This window comes from Paenibacillus sp. Soil750 (assembly GCF_001428045.1).
Taxonomy (GTDB): domain Bacteria; phylum Bacillota; class Bacilli; order Paenibacillales; family NBRC-103111; genus Paenibacillus_E; species Paenibacillus_E allorhizoplanae.
In genome coordinates this window covers 442,929-459,499 of sequence record NZ_LMSD01000040.1, presented here as the reverse complement: position 1 = coordinate 459,499, position 16,571 = coordinate 442,929, and the positions used below count along the sequence as shown (strand labels likewise).

At 46.8% G+C, this 16,571-nt stretch carries 17 protein-coding genes; 16 read left to right on the top strand and 1 reads right to left on the bottom strand.

Annotated elements, in window-relative coordinates; translation table 11 throughout:
- Positions 1-54: 54 nt before the first annotated feature.
- Positions 55-246 carry a YjzC family protein gene (locus ASL11_RS29430; RefSeq protein WP_028557224.1) on the bottom strand — a complete coding sequence of 64 codons (192 nt, stop codon included), beginning with the start codon at positions 244-246 and terminating at the stop codon, positions 55-57.
- 242 nt (positions 247-488) lie between these two features.
- Between ASL11_RS29430 and rpsF the strand changes: the two genes are divergently transcribed.
- The 16 genes from rpsF to ASL11_RS29350 all read left to right on the top strand — a co-directional run bounded on the left by rpsF (position 489) and on the right by ASL11_RS29350 (position 16,459).
- On the top strand, positions 489-776 hold the full coding sequence (rpsF, locus tag ASL11_RS29425; RefSeq protein ID WP_056622648.1) for a 30S ribosomal protein S6: 288 nt from the start codon (positions 489-491) through the stop codon (positions 774-776).
- Positions 777-810: 34 nt separating this feature from the next.
- Positions 811-1,293: a single-stranded DNA-binding protein gene (gene ssb, locus ASL11_RS29420; RefSeq protein ID WP_056622646.1), complete on the top strand. Its 483-nt coding sequence runs from the start codon at positions 811-813 to the stop codon at positions 1,291-1,293.
- Positions 1,294-1,318: 25 nt separating this feature from the next.
- Positions 1,319-1,606 carry a 30S ribosomal protein S18 gene (rpsR, locus tag ASL11_RS29415; RefSeq protein ID WP_028557221.1) on the top strand — a complete coding sequence of 96 codons (288 nt, stop codon included), beginning with the start codon at positions 1,319-1,321 and terminating at the stop codon, positions 1,604-1,606.
- Positions 1,607-1,831: 225 nt separating this feature from the next.
- Positions 1,832-2,839 carry a metallophosphoesterase family protein gene (locus ASL11_RS29410; protein ID WP_056622644.1) on the top strand — a complete coding sequence of 336 codons (1,008 nt, stop codon included), beginning with the start codon at positions 1,832-1,834 and terminating at the stop codon, positions 2,837-2,839.
- Position 2,840: 1 nt separating this feature from the next.
- A complete protein-coding gene (locus ASL11_RS29405; RefSeq protein ID WP_056622642.1) occupies positions 2,841-3,671 on the top strand; it encodes a metallophosphoesterase family protein in 831 nt (276 codons plus the stop codon).
- A gap of 37 nt (positions 3,672-3,708) precedes the next feature.
- Positions 3,709-5,001, top strand: a complete 1,293-nt coding sequence (locus ASL11_RS29400) for an ABC transporter substrate-binding protein (RefSeq protein WP_056622640.1) — start codon at positions 3,709-3,711, stop codon at positions 4,999-5,001.
- A gap of 102 nt (positions 5,002-5,103) precedes the next feature.
- Positions 5,104-6,063 carry a carbohydrate ABC transporter permease gene (locus ASL11_RS29395; RefSeq protein WP_063795717.1) on the top strand — a complete coding sequence of 320 codons (960 nt, stop codon included), beginning with the start codon at positions 5,104-5,106 and terminating at the stop codon, positions 6,061-6,063.
- A gap of 12 nt (positions 6,064-6,075) precedes the next feature.
- Positions 6,076-6,906 (top strand): carbohydrate ABC transporter permease, encoded by an 831-nt coding sequence (locus ASL11_RS29390; RefSeq protein WP_056622638.1) that lies wholly within the window; start codon positions 6,076-6,078, stop codon positions 6,904-6,906.
- Complete coding sequence (locus tag ASL11_RS29385) at positions 6,906-7,604, top strand: GntR family transcriptional regulator (RefSeq protein WP_056622636.1); 699 nt, start codon at positions 6,906-6,908, stop codon at positions 7,602-7,604. The genes ASL11_RS29390 and ASL11_RS29385 overlap by 1 nt, the downstream gene beginning before the upstream one ends.
- 36 nt (positions 7,605-7,640) lie before the next feature.
- Positions 7,641-8,381: a tyrosine-protein phosphatase gene (locus ASL11_RS29380; RefSeq protein ID WP_056622634.1), complete on the top strand. Its 741-nt coding sequence runs from the start codon at positions 7,641-7,643 to the stop codon at positions 8,379-8,381.
- A gap of 189 nt (positions 8,382-8,570) precedes the next feature.
- A complete protein-coding gene (locus ASL11_RS29375) occupies positions 8,571-8,882 on the top strand; it encodes a MazG-like family protein (RefSeq protein ID WP_056622632.1) in 312 nt (103 codons plus the stop codon).
- Positions 8,883-8,888: 6 nt separating this feature from the next.
- Positions 8,889-9,803, top strand: coding sequence for a DUF2232 domain-containing protein (locus ASL11_RS29370; protein ID WP_056622629.1), 915 nt, complete (start codon positions 8,889-8,891; stop codon positions 9,801-9,803).
- 18 nt (positions 9,804-9,821) lie between these two features.
- Entirely contained in the window at positions 9,822-11,783 is a 1,962-nt protein-coding gene (locus tag ASL11_RS29365) for a DHH family phosphoesterase (RefSeq protein ID WP_056622626.1), read from the top strand.
- A complete protein-coding gene (gene rplI / locus ASL11_RS29360) occupies positions 11,780-12,229 on the top strand; it encodes a 50S ribosomal protein L9 (RefSeq protein ID WP_056622624.1) in 450 nt (149 codons plus the stop codon). The genes ASL11_RS29365 and rplI overlap by 4 nt, the downstream gene beginning before the upstream one ends.
- Before the next feature lie 134 nt (positions 12,230-12,363).
- Positions 12,364-13,737: a replicative DNA helicase gene (dnaB, locus tag ASL11_RS29355; RefSeq protein ID WP_056622622.1), complete on the top strand. Its 1,374-nt coding sequence runs from the start codon at positions 12,364-12,366 to the stop codon at positions 13,735-13,737.
- A gap of 1,435 nt (positions 13,738-15,172) precedes the next feature.
- Positions 15,173-16,459, top strand: a complete 1,287-nt coding sequence (locus ASL11_RS29350) for an adenylosuccinate synthase (protein ID WP_028557210.1) — start codon at positions 15,173-15,175, stop codon at positions 16,457-16,459.
- The last annotated feature ends 112 nt before the right edge of the window (positions 16,460-16,571 follow it).

Here is a 16,571-nt window from a genome sequence, read left to right as displayed (position 1 = left end):
AGGAACACCTCTCATTAAAACTGAGAGGTGTTCTATTCTTTTCATATAGAAGAGCTACATCCGTTTGCCGCCTTTTTTGTGCCATTTGCGATTATGATTGCTTGTAGCTGGAAAGGTGTCCCCTTTACGAAGGGTAACTGTCTTGGGATTGTTAATCCCCATATGGAAGGCATTCTCGCCAATTTCCATATATTCACCGTCGTTAGGAACATGATCGCCTTCATTAAAATGTGTCCATTCACCCACGATTGAATCACCTCTTTGTAAGAATAACAATCATAGTTAGAATGCCCGCAGGAGAGGGAAGCATGTATCTGATGGACTTCCAGCTTCCACCTGTGCGAAGCGTGTGATAAAAACTTGTAATTTGCCGCATGATTTGCTATAGTATTCAGGTGCGAGTTTTGAAAAGAATCCTCGCTCCTTGCTCCTTCGCTTGCCTAGCAAGTTAGAATAGGAGCCGCTTAGTCCAAAAGGAGGTGAAATACATGCGCAAATATGAATTGATGTACATCATTCGTACTGACGTTGAGCAAGAAGTTGTTCAATCTACGGTAGAAAAATTTCAAGGCATCATCTCGAACGGTGGGGGAGAAATCTCCAAACATGACCTGATGGGTAAACGCCGTCTTGCGTATGAGATCAAGAAGTTCCGTGACGGGCACTACGTGCTTGTACACTTCAACGCAGAACCTGCTGTTGTAACTGAACTTGATCGCGTACTTAAGATTTCGGACGAAGTTATTCGTCACTTAATCGTAAACGACGTAGCTTAATCAATGCCAGTATTTTCGTCAGGAGGGTTATTCCATGTTGAACCGTGTTATTCTAATCGGTCGATTGACCAGAGATCCAGAACTTCGTTATACACCAGCTGGGGTAGCAGTTACCCAATTCACACTTGCTGTAGACCGTCCTTTCACGAGCGGTGGCTCGAAAGAACGTGAAGCGGACTTTATCAATATCGTCACGTGGAGGCAGCTTGCCGAAACTTGCGCGAATTACTTGCGTAAAGGTCGTTTAACAGCAGTTGAAGGACGCATTCAAGTGCGTAACTACGACAACAATGAAGGAAAACGTGTTTACGTGACCGAAATTATTGCCGACAATGTACGTTTCCTTGAATCTAGCGGCGGCGGGAATCGCGAAGAGGGCGGATCCTCTAATGCAAATGCAGGCGGCTATAGCGGCGGCGGAAGCAGCAATCGTGGCGGTGGATCGCGCGAGCAGCAGGATCCTTTCATAGATGACGGGAAACCGATCGATATTTCCGATGATGATTTGCCATTTTAAACGTAGAAAGGACTGAAGAGACACAATGGCTTTCCAAAAAAGAGACAATAATGGTGATGATCGTGCTGATCGCAAATTTGCTCCTCGTGGCAAAGGCGGTAAAGGCAAACGCCGTAAGGTTTGTTACTTCACTGTAAACAAAATCAAGCATATTGATTATAAAGATATCGAGACTCTTAAAAAGTTCATCAGTGAGCGCGGGAAGATTCTTCCTAGACGTGTAACTGGAACTTCCGCTAAGTACCAACGTGCTTTGACGATCGCTATCAAGCGTTCCCGTACAATCGCGTTGCTTCCTTACACAACGGAATAGGTTTCGGAATAAAGAGCAATCGGGCAACCGGTTGCTCTTTTTATATTTGAGGAGAAGCGAGCCCGCGGGGGCTCGCTTTTTTGTCGTTGGTTTGCTTTTGCCGCAGCCAGACCCAAGGATACCTAGATTAATAATATCTATAAATCAAGCTAATATTCTGCTTACATACAACCTACATACTGAGGATAAGAACAAGCTTTCACCAATAGAAGGGAGATAGGAACCATGCAAACTGTACAGCTTGATGAAAAGAAGAACGTAACGATCTTTGAGGATCAGCTAGTGACCACAGAGAAACGCCCTTGGTTTGGGAGCATGCCTAGTCAACTGGGAGAAGACTTTTCGTTTGTTGTGATGGGGGATCGTTGCGGGATGGCGACGGAGGGAGTTTTTGAGAAGGCGCTGGACATGGCGAAGGATTTGAAGCCTGACTTTGTCTTGGCGGTAGGTGATTTGATTGAAGGTTATTGGAAAAGCGCCGCGGACACGCATCAGGAATGGGATGACATTGACGACAAAATTGCAGCGATGGGACTTCCATTTTTTCCAGTCATCGGCAATCACGACTATAGCAATCAAACGATGGCAGAGGTATGGCGCGAGCGTAAAGGCTTGGACTACTACGCGTTTCGTGTAGGAGATACGCTCTTCCTTTCTTTAAATACGGAGCATACACCGGATGAGTTCTCAGATGCCTTTATCGACATCATCAAACGGATAACAGCAGACGTGAAACGCGAACCTGAACGCGCCAATGAACACATGAGTGCTTTTGTTGATGAACTGAAGGGAACACTTTCACCTGAGGAACTACAAGGTTTTGGCAAGATTAAGCTGAGTTTTGGTGAAGAGCAACTTGCTTACTTTAGACGCGTATTGGCAAACAATGCGGATGCAAAATGGACGTTCGTCAACATGCATAAGCCAGGTTGGAAATCAGAAAGCGAAGAATACCAAGAGCTCATTCAGATGCTAGGGAATCGCTCTTACACCATTTTTGCTGGGCATTTGCATGCGATGGAGTACGCTCGAGTAGGTAATGCGGAGTTCATACAGCTTGGTAGAACTGGTGGTCTTGCACATGGGGATGGCACGAATCCTAGTGACGAGAATGTCGTGTTATGGGTAACCATGCGCGGAGGAATGCCTACATATCGCGTTATTCATCTTGATGGAGTCAATGATTTAACAGCTTATCAGCCTCATCAGCACAATCACGGGGAGAGTGTATAACATGACGACGAAGGAACCGATTTTCTTCATACAATTAACGGATATTCACATAAGCGCACCAGGGAAGAAACCATTGTTCGGCCTCGAAATGTCAGATAAGCTTCGCGCTGCTTGTGCTGAAATTCGCACATTGGAGGCGAAGCCATCTTTTGTGGTGATTAGCGGCGATTTGACGCATGATGGCAATTTGGAAGACTATCGTTTTCTGAAAAGCCTGCTGGACGAAGAAGAAGCGCTTCTCGGAATTCCGATTCATGTCGCGCTGGGTAACCATGATTTCCGTGAGCCATTTCGCGAAGGTTTCCTAGGGGAAGAGCCATCGAACGAATCCTATTATTATAGCTTCATGACCGATGGCCTCCGCATCGTGATGTTAAATACACAAGTACCAGGGACCCATGGCGGTAGGCTAGATGACGTGCAGCTCGCTTGGCTTAAACAAGTGCTAGCTGAGCCGGCACCATCCGGAACGATTATTGTGCACCATCATCCAGTTGTGAAAACACCTACGGGAATGATGGATGATCATCTATTGGAAAACCCGCAGGATTTGGCAAGCGTCATCGAAGGAACTGACGTGATTGGCTTATTATCGGGGCACATTCATTATCATAATATCGGTATGTTAAATGGCATTTTGTGCGCAGCCGCAGATGGACTTGCCTTCGGTCTGGATCCGTCAGCTTCGACGAATATGCGATTCATCGATAGATCTGGTTACAACTTGATCACGGTGAAGGACGGACAAATGATCGTACAACCAATGACCCTACCTGGCGAACAACGCTTGCTCTATGAACTGAATGTATCGAAGATTCATGCTGAGGTCTAATCCTGCCCATAGATCGATAATAAGAAGGAGCTGTGACATGTCACGAGTCAAAACAAAGATCATCATGTTGCTTTCATTAACTGCATTGGTAACAGCAGCATGTGGAAATGGCAAGGAGAGCGCATCAACCGGGCCAGTTACGATTTCGTTCTATAGCTACAACTTAGCGATCGCTAGCCAAAAGGAAGGCACGCAGCAACTGATTACGGAATTCGAGGCAGCGCATCCGAACATTAAGATCGATGCGATTCCGGTTACTTCAACGGAAATTAATACGAAGGTACAGGCAGATATCGCGGCGGGTTCGCGTCCTGACGTTGCGCAGCTCGTATTCGATGGTTTGGACTACGCTGTTCAGAACTATAATGCGAAGGCATTGGAAGATATTGTACCAGCTGACGAGCTGAAGAAGAACTTCGAAGGCTTCTCTCCGAATGGACTGAAATTAGGTCAATTGAAAGGCAAAACCTACGGACTTCCTTTTACATTCAGTACACCGGTCTTATTCTATAACGCAAAGCTATTCAAGGATGCTGGTCTTGATCCAGAAAACCCTCCGAAAACGTGGGAGGAAGTGAAAACTTATGCGCTGCAGATCGCAGCCAAAACGAAAGCTTCAGGTGTGCATGTAGGCGGTGCTGCCGGAGCGGACTGGATTGTTCAGGCATTGATCGGCAGTAACGGCGGGAAGGTCTTGTCGGATGACCGCAAAACGATCCAGTTCGGTGAACCCGCAGCGATTGGCGCAATCAAGATGTGGCAGGATCTCGTTCAAAGTGGCGCAAGCGACAAGATGAACGACACGGAAGTGATTCAAGCGTTCAGCGAATCGAAGGTTGGGATGTTGCTGTATACAAGCGCATTACAGAGCGCCTTGCTCAGCGCTTCTAAAGCTGGAGGCTGGGATCTGAAAGGTGTACAGATGCCATCCTTCGGAAGTAAACCTACAACACCAGTTAACTCAGGCAGTGCCTTGTTCGTGTTATCTGATGATAAAGCGAAACAGCAGGCAGCGTGGGAATTCCTCAAGTTTGTCACTAGTGAGCGGGGCTACACGATCATTACGTCCAAAATCGGGTATCTGCCGCTTCGCCCTACTATTGTAGACGATCCGAAGTATCTGAAGGACTGGGTGGCAGCCAACCCGTTGGTGAAGCCGAATCTAGACCAGCTGACTCGCTTGCAGCCTTGGGTGTCCTATCCGGGTTCGAAATGGAGCCAAATTGAGACGATCTTGCTCGAAGGTGTGCAGAAATCGATTCAGAGTTCAGGAGATGCCACGTCCATCATGCAGGATGCTCAGAAACGTGCACAATCACTAATGCCATAATTGGTGCGAAGACAGGAGGTGGGTATATCCTTCTGTCTTCTGCCATGTATCGGTCATTCGATGATCGCCGAGAGACCGTTCTAAACATTTAGGAGGGATACCATGAATAGCAATGCTATCACGAGGACAGTTTCTAAGGCTCGTCCGAAGTCGGTGCAGCAGGTAAAAAGACCGTTCCCCTATAAAAAGTTGATCCCTTATTTATATTTGTTACCAGTCATGATATCGATTGGTTTCTGGATCTATCGTCCTTTAATTGAGACCTTTCAGCTCAGCTTCTACGAGTGGAACATGCTGCCGACATCCCCGAAGGAATTCATGGGATTGGATAACTTCGAGAAGCTAGTTACCCTGCCCGAGATGAGTAGAGCCTTATTGAACACCTTGTTTTACACAGTTGGCGTTATGCCATTTTCGCTACTTTTACCGCTGCTGATTGCGATTGCCACGGACAACATCGGGCAGCGTACCCGCAATGCGTACCGTGCGTTAATTTTCGTACCCATGATCATGGCACCTGTTGCGGTATCGGCCGTGTGGAACTGGATTATGAACCCGATGGGCGGTATTCTCAATAAAACGTTGCAGGCTGCGCTGCATATTCAGGAACCAATACGCTTCTTCACCGACGAGCGGTGGGCGATCTGGTCGATCACGTCCATCACAGGTTGGAAGCTGCTCAGCTTCAGCACGTTAATTTTCTCTGCAGCGATGACAGGCATCAATAAAGATTATATAGAAGCGGCTAGAATTGATCGGGCGAATCGTTGGCAGATCATTTGGCATGTGCTGCTGCCATTGTTGTCCCCTACGATTATGTTTATGGCGATGCTCAGTACGTTATTTGCTGCAGAGTGGAGCTTCTCGTATGTCAATGTATTGACGCAGGGAGGGCCGTTAAATTCAACTACAAATATTTATTACTTGCTATGGACGTACGGATTCAAAACGTTCTCCGTAGGTTGGAGCTCGGCCGCCGCTGTATGCGTATTTCTTGGTTCTGGACTTATATCATTAGGTTTCATGAAACTCTCGAAAAAGCTCTCGTTTTACGATAATTGAAGGAGGATCAGCATGAAGAATCCGCGATTGAATGGATCCCGCAGCGCAACCGTCGGTAAACATACCGTGTTGATATTGCTTAGCTTTCTAGCGATTTTCCCATTCTACTGGATGTTAAACACGTCCTTTAAACCAGCAGGTGAAGTGTACTCCACATCACTGCTTCCCACCCACTGGACGTTCGATAACTACGTGCAGGCATGGCATGCGATTCCTATGGCTCGTATGATGACGAACTCGATTATCGTTGCTGTTAGTCAAACAGCAGCCCAATTGCTCACAAGCATTCTGGCGGCATATGCGTTCACGCGCTGGGATTTTCGCGGCAAAGGTTTCTTCTACGGCTTAATTTCATTGACATGGCTGGTTCCATTTCAGGTCATCATGATTCCGAACTATGTAGTCATTAGTGGTTGGGGGCTGCGAAATTCCTTGATGGGGTTAATCATCCCTAACATCGTGTCCGCATTCGCGGTACTCCAGCTGTACAACACTTTCAAATCCTTCCCGCGAACGTTAATTGAAGCGGCTCATCTGGATGGGGCATCCGATTGGAGTGTGCTGTGGCGGACTATTTTCCCGAATTTACGTGCATCCATTGCCTCTATTGGCGTACTATTATTCATTTCCTCATGGAATGACTACTTCTGGCCGTTGTTGGTCACGAACAAACCAGAGCATGCCACTCTCCAAATCGGGTTGCAATCGTTTATGTCCACAGACGCTAATCTGTGGGGACCGATGATGGCGGCGACAACGATGGCGAGTTTGCCGATTCTTCTGCTTTATTTTATCCTACAGCGTCAAATTATTGATTCCTTCGTCAAAGGCGGTTTGCGTTAATGAGTTCATTATTCACACAGCAAGGGCATCTGCTTCAAACGAAAAGCATGGCCAAACCATCACTAGAAAAGAAAGCCTATCAAGAAATTCGGAATCACATTATTCATGCGAATTATTTGCCTGGTACCCTTTTGTCAGAGAATGAATTGGCAGATCAACTGAACATGAGTCGAACGCCGATTCGGGCGGCTATCTCTTTATTAGAGCAAGAAGGATTCGTGGAATCGGTACGTGGTCGGGGTGTTTTTGTTAAAAATATTTCGTCCAAAGAGTTCTGTGACATGTTTGAAGTATTAGTTTCTATGCAGATTTATGCATTCGATGTTGCTGAAAAGCGAGGACTTTCCTTCGATTTGACGTCGTTACGTGACCATCTTGATCTTCAAATTGAAGCGGCTGACAACGGTGACCATTGGCTCTATTATGAAAGTTCGTTGCTATTTATAGAGACGATTCTAACTACAGTTCACAATCAGAACATGATGCAGATTCTGGAGCAAATAAAAGGTAAATATATGTGCAAAGTTGTTTCCTATCGAACAATGAATCCGCAATCTCTATCCAATCCGAGACAGGGGAGAAGGATCAACTCCCGGATCTATGAGGCTCTTTTGCAAGGGAACATCCAGGATGCGAAAGAAGCGATCTATGAAGTGAATGAGATTTTGCATCAGCAATTGAAACAATTCGATATTTGACGTATACCAAATTTGAATAAAGGCGGATGAATAATCATGACGACACATATGGCCAATGAGCAGCGGGTCTTACAGGTCGAAGGCGCATATAACTTGCGTGATCTAGGAGGCTACAAGACGAAGGACGGGCGGATGACGCGTTGGGGTGTACTATTTCGAGCGGATGGCTTGCACATGCTTAGTACGGATAGCCAACAAGATTTGGTGAACAGAGGTGTACGGACGATTATTGATTTGCGAAATGTGCATGAGCTTGAGGAAAAGAAAAACGTGTTCGCAGATTCCGAACAAGTGAGCTATCATAATGTAAGTTTGATCAATCCAGCCACATCGAGTCTTACACAAATTCGCAATCTAGGTGATTTATATATTAACTTGCTTGAAACTTCGCAAGCTGAATTGTTGCGTGTGTTCAGTTTGCTTGCAGAGGGAGCCATACACGGAAGTCTCTTCCATTGCGCGGCAGGTAAAGACCGTACTGGTGTCGTTTCAGCCCTATTGTTAGACCTTGCAAATGTTCCACATGGAACAATTATGGAAGACTATGTGCTAACGAATGCCTGTATTACGCCAATCATGGATGAACTGCGGAAGGGAAAACCAGCGAGTGTGCCCGATGAAGTGTATGAGAGCTTCTTAGGTTGTGATCCAGCATATATGGCGGCTCTGTTATCCCATTTGGAGCTTCGGTACGAAAATGCGGAACGCTATTTACTAACGATTGGTATAACGGAAGGGCAGATTCTAGCGTTGAAGGAGCAGTTAATTACAAATTGAGGGGGCATCGGGATCCCTAATCTCGCACCATTTTTCCTAAAATAATACAATTCCCCAACAAGGCAGCTGTCAAGATCAGCTGTCTTTTTCTACGGCATCGGAGAGCTCGATTAGAGGCTTTCTTTTCTAGTACCTTTTTGTGGTATAATTGATCAATATCGTTTCTGCGGAGATGAGGAGTGATGACGGTTGCTGAATAGGGATAAAGAAGTTGACCTAGCCAGACGGGCCAAAGTCATTGAGTGGCTCAAAACAGAAGTCGTAGATCATGTAGCTCACTTGCTCAAAGGCATGTGGGAAGGTAGTCATGTAAAAATGGTCGATGGATTAGCCAGTTTGATTTCGAGTGGCTATATTTTAGGCCGAAGACTGGGGATTTCTTATCGCAGTTTGGACGAAGCTATTGTTGAGAAAATGAAGAAGCACCGCCAAGAGGGCCATCAACTTGAGGATTGGTACGGCGACATTTCATCGCTCGAAGAACATTTACGTAAGAGGTGAGCCCGGTTGGGGAATCGAAGTTGGCAGAGTGTCATTTGGAGCGTTGTTATGATTATTTCATTGCTATCGCTGATGACACCATTTATTATTTTTACATGTAGTTTTCTGTTGGTACCCGTTCTTATGTTATACGTCAAATCAAGTACGAAGCGTTTCGTCGTAAGTTATGTACTCAGTTTGCTCGTTGTCTACCTACTTACCCAGTGGATAGGTCTCTATTTAATAACGATTGCGTTGTTCATATTACCACCCGTGTTAGTGATGGGGAACCTGTACAAACGCAAAGCGGCAGCAAGATCCGTATTAACTGCGGGTATCGTTACCGTCTTGGCTGAATCATTATTAAGCCTGCTTCTAGGCTTTGCTTTAGGTCTTGACCCGGTTACTAAGTTCAAGCAATTCATGATAGATAGTATTGCAACGATGCCGAGTAGCATTCAGGAGATTTTACCTAAAGATCAGGACTGGTACGTTGGATTCATCGTGCAAGTGATACCGTTGTATTTGATTTTTGTGGCGTTGTTCATTACCTTTGTAACACATGGGGTAACGCGGTGGTTCTTGAACAAAACAGGAGAAGGTATCCCTGGTTTACGTCCAATGAGAGAGTGGAAGCTGCAAAGATCACTTGTTTGGATTTATTTAGTGGCTTTTGTTTTAGATTTATTCTCAGTACCCGATTCAAGCTCACTCATTTCAACACTGCTGATGAATGCGATGCCGCTGTTGATGCTCGTATTCGCTGTTCAGGCGATAGGCTTTTTGTTTTTTGTGGCGCATGCAAATAAGTGGAAACCGATTTTGCCAATTGTGGCCATTATCATTCTAATCTTTATGCCGCCACTATTTATTGTGTATAGCTTGTTAGGGGTATTTGATGTTGCGTTTCCAATCCGTGAACGGTTCAAGAAAAATTTATAGGATTAGGAGCTAGTTCGAATGCCGAAGTTCCTTTTGAAGCGGTGGCACGGTCAACATATTGTGTGGATGTTCGTTCTGCTCATCGCCTTGACAGCCATTATCTATATGTTCAAATGGTGGCTGGGCCTAACGGCTTTCTTACTCTGCGGAGTAATGGCGTATTTTACGCTGCAAGCGGAGACAGCTTTTCGTAGAGAATTGAATACGTACGTCGGAACGATAACCCATCGGGTGAAAAAAGCCGGCAATGAAGTCATGAGCGGGTTGCCCATCGGCATTATTTTATATAATGAAGAGAAACGCATAGAGTGGCACAATCCTTTTGTAGCGAAAATGCTAGGGCAAGACTCGGTGATTGGTGAGTCGCTCTTTGATTATTTCCCCGATCTCAAGAATAAGAAAGACAAGGCCGAAACACTGGAACTTAAAGTTGGCCAATTTATTTATCAAGTCTGGTCCAAACCTGAGGAGAGACTCCTCTATCTGCGTGAAATTACGGAGCATGCTTTGCTGGCGAAGAAATACGAAGATAGTAAAACGGCGATTGGTATCGTGATGATGGATAATTTGGAAGAAGCGACCCAAGGATTAGATGATCAGGCACGCAGCCTTATGCTGGCCAAGGTTACTGGTGAAATTACGGAGTGGGCTCAGAAGAATCAGCTGTACTTACGCCGGACTTCATCAGATCGCTTCCTAATCTTGATGGATCAGAAGGCATTGCGTCAGTTAGAACAAACACGCTTTGAACTTCTAGACGATGTTCGCGATCTTACAATTGAGAATAAGCTGCCTCTAACGCTTAGTATCGGGATCGCATCTGGGGCTGAACAGCTCACTGAACTTGGTCAAATGGCACAAATGGGGCTGGATATGTCGCTCGGCCGCGGTGGTGACCAGGTAACGGTGAAGGTCGGACAGCGACTGTCTTTCTACGGTGGGAGAACGAACGCGGTCGAGAAACGTACACGAGTTAGAGCTCGGGTGATCTCACATGCACTGCGTGATCTGATGAAAGATAGTGACAAAGTCGTCATCATGGGTCATCGATTTGCAGATATGGATTCCATCGGCGCGGCGATTGGTGTGCTCAAAGCTGTCCAAGTCGTCGGTAAAGAAGGCTATATTGTACTGGAGGGCGTAAACCCAGCCATTCAGAAGGTGATGGAGACGATTTCAGCTGATGAACGGCTGCATCGTTGGTTCATTACACCTGAGCAGGGCATGCAGATTACGACGCAGCGAACACTTGCCGTCGTCGTGGATACGCACAAGGCATCCATGGTCGCTGAGCCTAAGCTGCTCCAGCTGACGCACAGGGTCGTCGTGGTCGATCATCACCGTAGGAGTGAAGAGTTCATCCATGATGCTACACTCGTCTATATGGAGCCGTACGCGTCCTCAACGTGCGAGCTAGTGACCGAGCTGCTGCAGTATATTAACGAGAAGCTATCGATGGAGGTTCTAGAGGCCACGATGCTGCTCGCAGGAATAGTTGTAGATACGAAGAGCTTCAGTCTTCGGACTGGCGCAAGAACCTTCGAAGCCGCGTCGTACCTGCGACGCAATGGGGCAGATTCCGCTCTCATTCAGAAGTTAATGAAGGAAGATTTGGATTCTTATATTGAGCGTTCCGAGATTATTAAGCACACAGAAACCATCTATGAACACGTGGCTTTGGCAGTGGCTGAGCCTTCACGTAAATATTCTCAGTTGATGATCGCGCAAGTTGCTGATACATTGTTAAATATGACGAATATTATGGCTTCCTTCGTAATTGCCGAACGACCGGATGGATTAATTGGGATCAGCGCGAGATCGCTCGGCCAAATGAACGTCCAAGTTGTGATGGAGCGTCTGGGCGGCGGAGGGCATTTAACCAATGCAGCGACGCAAACAGACTGTACATTAGAAGAAGCGACGAATCGCTTAAAACAAGTACTAGCCGATATGCAGGAAGAGGAGGGACTTTTCGAATGAAAGTAATTTTACTCAAAGACGTTAAAGGCCAAGGTAAGAAGGGCGAAGTGAAGGAAGTATCCGAAGGGTACGCACAAAATTTCCTAATCGCACAAGGACTTGCAGCTCCAGCTACTCAGGGCACAGTCAAAGTGTTAGATAATCAAAAGAAAGCCGAGCAACGCCGCAAAGATCAAGAGAAGGCAGATGCGCAGGCGTTAGGCGAGAAGCTTAGTGAAATGACCGTTCAAATTAAAGCCAAGTCTGGTGAAGGTGGACGTTTGTTCGGAGCTATTCCTAGTAAGCAAATCGCGGAAGTGCTTGAGAAGCAATATAAGATCGTGATCGATAAGCGTAAAATCGTGCTGGAAGAGCCGATTCGTACCCTTGGTGTAACGAAGGTTCCAGTTAAGCTTCATGCGGAAGTAACAGCTAGCTTGAACGTACAAGTAACTGAAGAGAAGTAGGCTTCAGGGCATAGAATATTGCGATTTGAATAGCAAAAAGTAACGAACGAGAGTCCCAGTCCGGGGCTCTTCTCTCTTGTAGACACAAAACTAGTAAACTATGAATAGTGAAAATGAAAGGCGGGCACAGTAGCATGAGCAACGGAGATAATATGTTTGTGGATCGTGTTCCGCCTCAAAATATAGAAGCAGAGCAAGCCGTCCTAGGTGCGATTCTGATTAATGCTGATGCCTTGATCACCGCGATGGAGCGGATAACTAGCGATGATTTCTATCGCGGCGCTCATCAGCGCATCTTCGAGGCGATCGTTGAGCTCGCTGAGGATCAAGAGCCTGTCGATCTTATTACATTAACTGCGCTTCTCCAAAACAAGCAGCAGCTTGAGGAAATCGGCGGCGTAACGTATTTATCGGAGCTGGCGAATGCAGTGCCAACGGCTGCCAACATCGACTATTACGCGGCGATTGTCGAGGAGAAGTCGATGCTTCGTCGTTTGATCCGGACAGCGACCCAGATCGTCACCAATGGCTATGCCAATGAGGATAATGTTGGGGCGATGCTCAGCGAGGCGGAGGCGAAGATCCTCGAGATCTCGCAGCGTCGTAGTTCCAGCGGCTTCGTCGTCATTCGCGACGTGCTGATGGAAGTGTTCGAGAAGGTTGAAAACCTCTACTCGAACAAGGGCGGGTCAACGGGAATCCCGTCTGGATTCATTGACCTAGACAAGATGACGTCTGGCTTCCAGCGTTCAGACTTAGTCATTCTGGCCGCCCGACCTTCTGTTGGTAAAACCGCGTTCGCACTGAACGTGGCGCAGAATGTCGGCGTTCGGGCCAAAGAGACCGTCGCGATCTTCTCGCTCGAGATGGGTGCCGCGCAGCTCGTACAACGTATGATCTGCGCCGAGGCCAACGTCGATGCGAACCGCATGCGGACGGGTTATCTCGAAGGCGACGACTGGGAGAAGCTGACGATGGCGATTGGCGCCTTGTCAGAGGCGAATATTTATATCGACGATACCCCGACGATTACGGTCGCGGATATCCGGGCGAAGTGCCGTCGTTTGCAGCAGGAGAAGGGGCTCGGCATGATCCTCATCGACTACTTGCAGCTGATTGCCGGCCGTGGCGGTAAGGGTGGCGACAACCGTCAGCAGGAGGTCTCTGAGATCTCCCGTACGCTGAAGCAAATTGCCCGTGAGCTGAATGTACCGGTCATCGCTCTCTCGCAGCTGAGCCGGGGCGTTGAGCAGCGTCAAGACAAGCGTCCGATGATGTCTGACCTTCGGGAATCGGGTTCCATTGAGCAAGATGCCGACATCGTAGCGTTCCTCTACCGGGATGATTACTACGATAAGGAATCCGAGAAGAAGAACATTATCGAGATTATTATTGCTAAACAGCGGAATGGTCCCGTAGGCACCGTCGAGCTGGCCTTCCTGAAACAATTCAATAAATTCGTGAATATGGATCGCAGTCATCAAGAAGCAGCAGCCGCGCAGTATTGACGGCTGTTTTTTTGTTTGTAGAGGGGGCAGGAGGGCACTGCACTGTTGTTAGGTTCGGAGTCGGGTGGCATTCCGGCGGATGAGCTGTTGCTGGCGTAGCGGGGTGCTGCGGACGTGGGGGCGAGCGGGTGTTTGTAGAAGCGGAGACAATGAGGGTTAGCGGCAAGCAGGGTATTCGAAGCTATGCAGTCTATGGGCACGTTTGCACTGGCGAAGTGCTGGTAGGTGGGGTACTTTGAGGCTGTGAGGCAGCGCGGAGTGTTGGATTGACCACACTCTCTCTACTTCCTCTCTCATCTCTCAAAAATGCAAAAATACAACCTTTTTTACTAATTTGTGGTCGTAGTTGGTAAATACGTGCAAATAGGCAACCTTTTAAACATATTTCATGATAATCTCCTGAAATCACTTCAAATTGATGCCTATTTGCATCAATTTCCAATAACGAAGGAGGAAACCCATTCGAAAAGTGCTCTTTTGCATTTTTGACAGGGGGAGAGGACCTGGACTTGAGAGTTCTTAGATAATGAACGAAACATTCCTCCATCGGGAATACATTTGTTATCTCCACTACTTTGCTACATTACTCCACATTCTCCTCCTACTTCACTTTACTCCACTTTACGTCACATTTTCTCTTTATCCAACTACTTTAATTACACTCATAACTCCATATTACTGTCCTTATTATTCACTACTCATATGGGGGAGAGTTGGAGCGGGGGAGCCGCCGGTGCGCTGTAAACATGAAAAACATCACTACAGTCGGTGGAATCCGAGAAAGTGTCGCAATAGTGATGAAAAACATGGTTACAGCTCAGTTTCAGGTCGGATATCTAGGTTACACACGCTGTAAGCATGAAAAACACCCCTACAGCTGTTGTTACGCCTATAAAGTGTTTTTCTCCAGCAACAGACATAAAATATGCCCTCAAGAGGAATCTTATGGAGAACAGAATGCCTGTGAAACTGGCAAAGACAGAGCTTTCCCTTCTTTTAGTGGCAGCAACGAAATAGTTTGCGTAATTTCCGAACAATTATACAGACACCCCTATAATCGTTCGTTTTTCATTGACTTTGGCATGGGGGACTGCTAAACTAAAGACGGTGAAAAAACCTTGATCGACAAGCCGGCCCCAGGCAGGTAACTCGAAATAAGGTCGTTTTTTCATGCCGAAGGGTGGGTTTCCTTCCTGCAGATCACTGCCGAAAGAGACCAGATGTTCCTTTGCGGTGAGTAAGTGAGAGTTAGCTCTTTTGTCTGTTGCCGCGTGTAGCAGTGAATAGAGGTAGTTGCATCACCAGAATCGCCAGAGGGAAAGTGCAATGGACGCTGAACGCTTTAGCGCTTTAATGAAGTCCAACTTTCCTCTGTGGTCTTACAGCCATAACGGCTCATTATGGGTGACTAGTCACCGTACGGAGGTAAGTGCATATGTCAACGGTTGTTGTTGTCGGTACGCAATGGGGAGATGAAGGGAAAGGTAAAATCACGGATTTCTTAGCGGAGTCTGCTGAGGTTGTTGCGCGTTACCAAGGTGGTAACAATGCAGGCCATACGATCATTATCAGTGGGAAAAAGTATAAGCTGACGATGATTCCTTCCGGTATTTTTTACAGAGATAAAGCTTGTGTGATCGGGAATGGGATGGTTATTAATCCGGCTGCACTCATTGAAGAAATTAATTACATTCATGATAATGGTTTTACAACAACGAACCTGAATATCAGTGATCGCGCGCATGTCATTATGCCGTATCATTTGGTGCTTGATGGTCTGGAAGAAGATCGCAAAGGTGATAGCAAAATCGGTACGACCCGCAAAGGAATCGGCCCTTGTTATATGGATAAAGCAGCTCGTAACGGTATTCGTATCGCGGACTTGATGGATGCGGAAGAGTTCGAATTGAAGCTTCGTCGTATCGTTGCTGAGAAAAACGTATTGATCGAGCAAGTCTACGGTTCGACAGGTCTTGATGTGGAGCCAATCCTCAAAGAATACCTGGCGTACGCAGAAATCATTCGTCCATACGTGAAAGATACATCCGTTATCCTTAACGAATATATCGATCAAGGTCGCAGAGTGTTGTTCGAAGGTGCGCAAGGCGTTATGTTGGATATCGATCAAGGGACATACCCGTATGTTACTTCTTCCAACCCAACAGCTGGCGGCGTGTGTATCGGTTCAGGCGTAGGCCCGACGAAGATTCACAACATCATCGGTGTTGCTAAAGCCTATACGACACGTGTCGGCGACGGTCCTTTTCCAACGGAATTGGATAATGAAATCGGCGCTTGGATTCGTGAAAAAGGCTTCGAGTACGGTACGGTAACAGGTCGTCCGCGTCGTGTTGGCTGGTTCGACAGTGTTGTTGTACGTCACGCAAGACGCGTTAGCGGCATCACGGGTTTGTCCTTGAACTCCATTGACGTTCTGACAGGTCTAGAAACGGTCAAAATTTGCACAGGCTACATGTACCGCGGTGAGTTAATTGAGCACTACCCAGCGAGCTTGAAAGCTATCTCCGAGTGCGAAGCGGTATACGAAGAGCTTCCAGGCTGGACAGAAGATGTCTCTGAAGCTCGTACGTTGAGTGATTTGCCAGAGAACGCAAGACACTATGTAGAGCGTGTATCTCAGCTTACAGGCATCCCGATCGCAATCTTCTCCGTAGGCCGTAACCGTGAACAAACGAATTTGGTTCGTCCTATCTACGCTTAAATCATAGATAACCTAAACAATCCTCTAGGCTGCTTTCGCAGCTTAGAGGATTTTTCTTTTTGCTTACAGGGATATAATGGCAGGGTTTTCGTCCATACTGGGAGGAGAAGCA

Coding starts and splice junctions, on each gene's coding strand:
- rpsF (WP_056622648.1), top strand. CDS start 489: ATGCGCAAATATGAATTGATGTACATCATTCGTACTGACGTTGAGCAA.
- ssb (WP_056622646.1), top strand. CDS start 811: ATGTTGAACCGTGTTATTCTAATCGGTCGATTGACCAGAGATCCAGAA.
- rpsR (WP_028557221.1), top strand. CDS start 1,319: ATGGCTTTCCAAAAAAGAGACAATAATGGTGATGATCGTGCTGATCGC.
- ASL11_RS29410 (WP_056622644.1), top strand. CDS start 1,832: ATGCAAACTGTACAGCTTGATGAAAAGAAGAACGTAACGATCTTTGAG.
- ASL11_RS29405 (WP_056622642.1), top strand. CDS start 2,841: ATGACGACGAAGGAACCGATTTTCTTCATACAATTAACGGATATTCAC.
- ASL11_RS29400 (WP_056622640.1), top strand. CDS start 3,709: ATGTCACGAGTCAAAACAAAGATCATCATGTTGCTTTCATTAACTGCA.
- ASL11_RS29395 (WP_063795717.1), top strand. CDS start 5,104: ATGAATAGCAATGCTATCACGAGGACAGTTTCTAAGGCTCGTCCGAAG.
- ASL11_RS29390 (WP_056622638.1), top strand. CDS start 6,076: ATGAAGAATCCGCGATTGAATGGATCCCGCAGCGCAACCGTCGGTAAA.
- ASL11_RS29385 (WP_056622636.1), top strand. CDS start 6,906: ATGAGTTCATTATTCACACAGCAAGGGCATCTGCTTCAAACGAAAAGC.
- ASL11_RS29380 (WP_056622634.1), top strand. CDS start 7,641: ATGACGACACATATGGCCAATGAGCAGCGGGTCTTACAGGTCGAAGGC.
- ASL11_RS29365 (WP_056622626.1), top strand. CDS start 9,822: ATGCCGAAGTTCCTTTTGAAGCGGTGGCACGGTCAACATATTGTGTGG.
- rplI (WP_056622624.1), top strand. CDS start 11,780: ATGAAAGTAATTTTACTCAAAGACGTTAAAGGCCAAGGTAAGAAGGGC.
- dnaB (WP_056622622.1), top strand. CDS start 12,364: ATGAGCAACGGAGATAATATGTTTGTGGATCGTGTTCCGCCTCAAAAT.
- ASL11_RS29350 (WP_028557210.1), top strand. CDS start 15,173: ATGTCAACGGTTGTTGTTGTCGGTACGCAATGGGGAGATGAAGGGAAA.